Source organism: Methanoculleus sp. UBA291 (assembly GCF_002499755.1).
Taxonomy (GTDB): Archaea; Halobacteriota; Methanomicrobia; order Methanomicrobiales; family Methanoculleaceae; genus Methanoculleus; species Methanoculleus palmolei.
In genome coordinates this window covers 6,517-6,854 of the sequence record NZ_DANC01000009.1, presented here as the reverse complement: position 1 = coordinate 6,854, position 338 = coordinate 6,517, and the positions used below count along the sequence as shown (strand labels likewise).

Annotated in this window: 1 pseudogene; it reads right to left on the bottom strand. The window is 58.9% G+C overall.

Annotated features, from left to right (window positions below):
- A pseudogene (locus BP737_RS02140) lies at positions 1-338 on the bottom strand (PGF-CTERM sorting domain-containing protein); the annotation flags it as partial.

Genomic DNA, 338 nt, shown 5'->3' with positions numbered 1-338 from the left:
GACTCGCCGGCGATCGTCACGGTGAAACTGTTGCCGCGAACGACGTTGTCCTTGTTGGACGTGAGGGTCAGTGCCTTGCTGGAAACCTCGAAGGTCACGGTGTTGGAGTCAAAGCCCTTGCCGTAGAAGTCGGTGCCGCTGGGCCACTTTGCAATGGCGGTGTAGGTACCGGTCTCGGCGTTCGCCAGGTCGACGGGGCCCTTGACAACGGTCGCACCGTTAACCACAATATCCTTCAGGTTCTGGCCGAAGTTGGTCGTCACACCGCCGCCGGGCATGGTAACCTCAATCTGCATCGCAGAGTTTGTACCGGCAAGACCGTTCAGGTTGTTTGTCAG